Origin of the sequence: Brachybacterium vulturis, from assembly GCF_043641765.1 — a bacterium.
GTDB classification, from domain to species: Bacteria; Actinomycetota; Actinomycetes; order Actinomycetales; family Dermabacteraceae; genus Brachybacterium; species Brachybacterium vulturis_A.
In genome coordinates this window covers 1-4,838 of sequence record NZ_JBHZRO010000039.1, presented here as the reverse complement: position 1 = coordinate 4,838, position 4,838 = coordinate 1, and the positions used below count along the sequence as shown (strand labels likewise).

At 70.0% G+C, this 4,838-nt stretch carries 3 protein-coding genes and 1 pseudogene; 1 reads left to right on the top strand and 3 read right to left on the bottom strand.

What is annotated here, in order from left to right; translation table 11 throughout:
• Both ACHUEU_RS16370 and ACHUEU_RS16365 read right to left on the bottom strand, forming a co-directional pair.
• Nucleotides 1-674: MFS transporter (locus tag ACHUEU_RS16370; RefSeq protein ID WP_394217151.1), on the bottom strand; the 674-nt coding region annotated here is incomplete at its 3' end.
• Complete coding sequence (locus tag ACHUEU_RS16365) at nt 674-2,410, bottom strand: glycoside hydrolase family 13 protein (protein ID WP_189694447.1); 1,737 nt, start codon at nt 2,408-2,410, stop codon at nt 674-676. The genes ACHUEU_RS16370 and ACHUEU_RS16365, both read right to left, overlap by 1 nt.
• 171 nt (nt 2,411-2,581) lie before the next feature.
• On the opposite strand from ACHUEU_RS16365, the gene ACHUEU_RS16360 reads away from it, so the two are divergent.
• Complete coding sequence (locus ACHUEU_RS16360) at nt 2,582-3,547, top strand: LacI family DNA-binding transcriptional regulator (RefSeq protein ID WP_463454942.1); 966 nt, start codon at nt 2,582-2,584, stop codon at nt 3,545-3,547.
• 93 nt (nt 3,548-3,640) lie between these two features.
• On the opposite strand, the pseudogene ACHUEU_RS16355 reads toward ACHUEU_RS16360, so the two are convergent.
• A pseudogene (locus ACHUEU_RS16355) lies at nt 3,641-4,627 on the bottom strand (SPFH domain-containing protein); the annotation flags it as partial.
• Nucleotides 4,628-4,838: the final 211 nt, after the last annotated feature.

Here is a 4,838-nt window from a genome sequence, read left to right as displayed (position 1 = left end):
TTCACCAGAAACGCCCTCCAAATCCCCTCCCGACCTCCCGCAAAACGCACCCAAAATCCGGCCGGCGGATCCAGGCTCAGTGCGGCGACGCCGTAGGCGATGGCCGGAACCGCCTCGAGGATGAACATCCACCGCCACGCGGGCAGGTCGAACCAGAGGGGGTTCGCGGCACCGCCGGCCTGCCACGCCAGGCCGGCATCGACGAAGAGCGAGACCGCGATGCCGGTGACACCCGCGAGGCCCTGCACCGAGGCGAGGCGCCCGCGCATGTGTGCTGGAGAGATCTCGGCGATGTAGGTGGGGGCGATGACGGAGGCGGCGCCGACTCCGAGACCGCCGACGACCCGCCACACGATGAGATCGGTGATGCCGAACGCGAGGCCAGTACCTATCGCCGACACGAGGAAGAGGACGGACGAGGTGAGCATGACTGGCACCCGGCCGACGCGGTTCGACAGCGGGCCGGCGAACCACGCGCCGATGACGCAACCGAGCAGGGCAGAGGAGACCGCGAAGCCCTTGAGGCCACTGCCGAGGCCGTAGTGGTCGGCGAGCGCGTCGATAGCCCCGTTGATGACGGCCGTGTCGTAGCCGAAGAGGAAGAAGCCCAGCGCTGCGGTCACCGTGACCAGGACGAGCCTCTTGCTCACCGATGCCGAGGGGGTCGATGCCATCACTGCTCACTCCCCTTGAGCACACGGCAGATCTGGGCCTCCCAGGGGCGCAGCCGCTGCAGGACCGCACCCTCGGGCGGCTCGTGGTGAGTCCCGAGTATCAGCTCGGCGGCACCGACGGCGCCGCCGAGAGCCGCAGCGACATCGAGCTCCTCGTCGGAGAAGTTCGCGACCACGATCCATCGCTCGTCGCCGAGCGTCCGCTCGAAGGCGTACAGGTACTCGTGGTCGCGGGCGAGGAGGCGGTAGTCACCGAAGACCACGATGTCACTGCTGTGACGCAGCTCGATGAGGCGTCGGTAGTGGGCGAGGACCGAGTCCGCGTCGTCGATCTGAGCCTCGACGTTGACCTCGGAGGTGTTCGGGTTGAGCGGCAGCCACGGAGTACCGGTGGTGAATCCCCCGTGCTCCGACGCGTCCCACTGCATGGGCGTGCGAGCGTTGTCGCGGCCGTTCTGGCGCAGGCCCGCAAGGAGCCGTTCCGGCAGGACACCCAGTGCCCGGCCGTACGCCCACGAGTTGTGCGCATCGATGTCGGCGAACTGCTCGATGCTCGCGAACGGGTAGTTGCGCATGCCGATCTCGTCGCCCTGGTAGACGTATGGCGTCCCACGGTGCAGGTGGAGAACCGTGGCGAGCATCTTCGCCGAGGCGACCGCGTGCGCCGGCGACCGGGAACCGAAGCGGGAGGCGACGCGGGCCTGGTCGTGGTTGCCGAAGTAGAGACTGTTCCACCCGGAACGGCCCAGTCCTTCCTGCCAGCGTGCCATGGTCGATTTCAGCGCGAGCAGGTCGAACGGCCTCGGCTCGTACCGTCCGCCCCAGCCGGGCGCGTGATCGACGTCCATGTGCTCGAACGTGAAGATCATGCTGAGGCGGGGGCGCTCACCGCCGGTGACGGCGAGCCCGTCCTCGACGGTCGCCCCCGGCATCTCGCCCACCGTGAGCAGGGTCTTCTCGGCGGTGTCGAACACCTGGTCCCGCAGCTCGTCGAGGAACTCGAGCATCCGTGGCCCGCAGGTGTACTGCGAGGAGGCATCACCGTAGTGGCTCGAGTGCGGCGTCGGCACGTCCTGCAGCGGATACCTCTTGGAGATGAGGTTGATGACATCGAGGCGGAACCCGTCGACGCCGCGGGCGAGCCAGCGGCGCAGCATCGCGTAGAGCGCTTGGCGAACCTCCTGGTTCTCCCAGTTGAGGTCGGGCTGCTCCGGGGCGAAGAGGTGAAGGTAGTACTCACCGCTCTCCTCGTCGTACGTCCACGTCGGCTGGGCGAAGAAGCCGAGCCAGTTCGTCGGCTCCGCGCCGGGCGTGCCTGGTTCCACCCCGTCCCTCGGGGGCCGCCAGATGTACCAGTCGCGTCGAGACGACGAGCGCGTGCTGCGCGACTCCACGAACCATGGATGGTCGATCGACGTGTGGTTGAGGACCACATCGATGATCACCCTCATACCACGGCGGTGGATGTCGGCGATGAGATCGTCGAGGTCCCCCTCGGAACCGAAGCGCGGGTCCACCGCCTCGTAGTCACTGACGTCGTACCCGTTGTCCGCCATGGGCGAGGGGTAGAAGGGCGTGAGCCAGATGACGTCGACCCCGAGGCTCTCGAGATGGTCGAGGCGCGAGCGGACACCCGCGAGGTCCCCGAGACCGTCGCCGTCGGCGTCGGCGAAGGAACGCACGTAGATCTGGTAGACAACCGCCTCGTGCCACCAGGCACGGCTGTTCGTGGGCATGCCAATCTCCTCCATTGGAAACGTAAGCGCTGCACTTATGCGCATAACTAATATAGGGTGGAGTCGCGCACCCGACAAGGGTGGGCAGTTCATCCGGTTCGTGATCCTCGTCACGGAGGTGAGGCAGTGGTGCGACGCCCGACGTTGGCGGACGTCGCCTCCGCAACCGGCGTGTCCACGGCAACCGTGAGCTACGTCCTCAACGACAAGCCCGGTCAGAGCATCCCGGAACACACGCGCGAACGCGTGCGTGCCGCCGCCGCCGAGCTCGGCTACGTCCGATCGGGTGCCGCCCGCGCGCTCGCCCGGGGACGCAGCGACCTCGTGCTGCTCGTCGTCCCCGACGTCCCGGTGGGCCCCGTCCTCGTCGGGCTGCTCGAGCGACTGACCACGGCCTGCTCACGCGCCGGCCTGCACCTGCTCGCCAAGCTCTCGTTCGCAGGTGACGACCTCGGTGCTCTCTGCCGGGAGCTGCTGCCGGCAGCCGTCATCGTCCTCGTCGACCTCGACCCCGAGCGCATCGACCCGATCCGTGAGCTACGGATCCCCGTGGCGCGGTGGACGGTCTCGCACTCATCGGCACGGGACGCCGACGGAGTCCACGACGTGCCCGTTCCGACTGCGGCGGTCGGACGCGCCCAGGCCGAGGCGATGGTGGCCGCCGGACGTCAGCGGCTCGCGTACGCGCTCCCGGCGGACCCTCGCCTCACCGGCCTGGCCGAGGGGCGCCTCTCCGGGGTGACGGCCGTCTGCCGCGAGCTGGCGCTGCCCGATCCCCTGATCCTGGGGTCCCCGAGTGGCGCGGTATCGACGGCGGAGCTCCGCTCGTGCGTCGAGGCCGGTGTCACCGGGGTGTGCGCCCACAACGACGACGTCGCTCTGGCCGTGCTCACTGCTGCCCGGGCCGCCGGCATCGAGGTGCCCGCACGGCTCGCGGTCATCGGCGTCGACGACATCCCCGCCGGGCGACTCGCACAACCGGAGCTCGCGACGATCTCCTTCGATCTCGACGTGATCTGCGCCCGCCTCATGCTCGCCGTCACGAAGAGCCTCGGCAGCACCCTCGCCGGAGCACCCGGACCTGCGTCAGAGCTGAGACTGCACCCGCGGGCAAGTCTGGGTGACGGCGGCGGCTGATCCACGCCGACGGCCCCGACGCCTGCGACCGGTGAACTCTGTCCGTGGATGGGCCAGGTTCACCGGTCGCAGGTGGCGAGGCGGGCCAGTGCCCTACTGACCCGGCCGCTCCTCGTCGCCTTCCGGCCGGGCGGGCGGAGGCGCGTCGGGCGCCGGCGGAGTGTCGGGCGCCGGCGGCACCGCGGTGCTCGGCGGACCCGCGGTCGGGCCGGGCTGGTTCGCGCTCGGCGGCGGGGGCGGGAACTCCTGCCCCGGCACGGTCCCGGCCGGCGGCGCGAACCGCGACTCGTCGCGCGGCCGGGTCCGTCCGGCGTCGCGCCGCTCGCTCTCGGCGGGCCGCTGCCCGCGCTCGGCCGAGCGGGAGAACGGGCTGCCGGAGCGCTCACCGGCCGCGGTCGCCTCGGAGGTCGCCTGCTGCGCCTCGCTGCGGGCCTGGGCAAGCGCCTCGTCGGGGTCCTGCAGACTGGTCTCGGCCAGCCCGGAGGCCATCATCGGGCCACCCGGGCCGAAGTCGACCTCGGGCGTGGGTCCGGAGTCGTCGTCGTCGGACGGGCCGCTACCGCCGGGCGAGCCGCCGAAGCCGCGGGCGATGGTGCCCAGCGCCGCGGTGAACTCGGTGGGGATGACCCACAGCTTGTCCGAGGTGCCGTTGGCCAGCTCGGGCAGCATCTGCAGGTACTGGTAGGCGAGCAGCTTGGAGTCGGGCTTGCCGCGGTGGATCGCGTCGAAGACCTGGAGGATGGCGCGCGACTCACCCTGGGCCTGGAGGATCGCGGACTGCGCCTGCCCCTCGGCGCGCAGGATCGCGGCCTGCTTCTCACTCTCGGCGGTGAGGATCTGGGACTGCTTGACACCCTCGGCCGTGAGGATCGCCGCACGGCGGTCACGCTCGGCGCGCATCTGCTGCTCCATCGAGCCCTGGACGCTGGCCGGCGGGTCGATCGCCTTGAGCTCCACCCGGTTGACGCGGATGCCCCAGCGGCCGGTGGCCTCGTCGAGGACGCCGCGCAGCTGGCCGTTGATCTGGTCGCGGCTGGTGAGCGTCTGCTCGAGGTCCATCGAGCCGATGACGTTACGCAGGGCGAGTGCGTGGTGAAGAGCACTTGGTGCTCGGGAGCGAGGCGTTCCCGGATGAATCGCAGGAGGTCATGCTGAGCCGTGGCATGCAGACTCAGCCCAGGCTCATCAAGCAGCAGGATTAGCGGGTAGGAGGATGAATCGGCCCGGGTTCTCTGCCGCTACTTTGTGGGTGCGGGCTCTCGGGTGAGGGCCTCGTAGTGCAGCGTCTCGA

What these genes read in the sequence shown, in the direction of transcription:
- ACHUEU_RS16365 (WP_189694447.1), bottom strand. Translation starts at nt 2,410, where the DNA reads ATGCCCACGAACAGCCGTGCCTGGTGGCACGAGGCGGTTGTCTACCAG.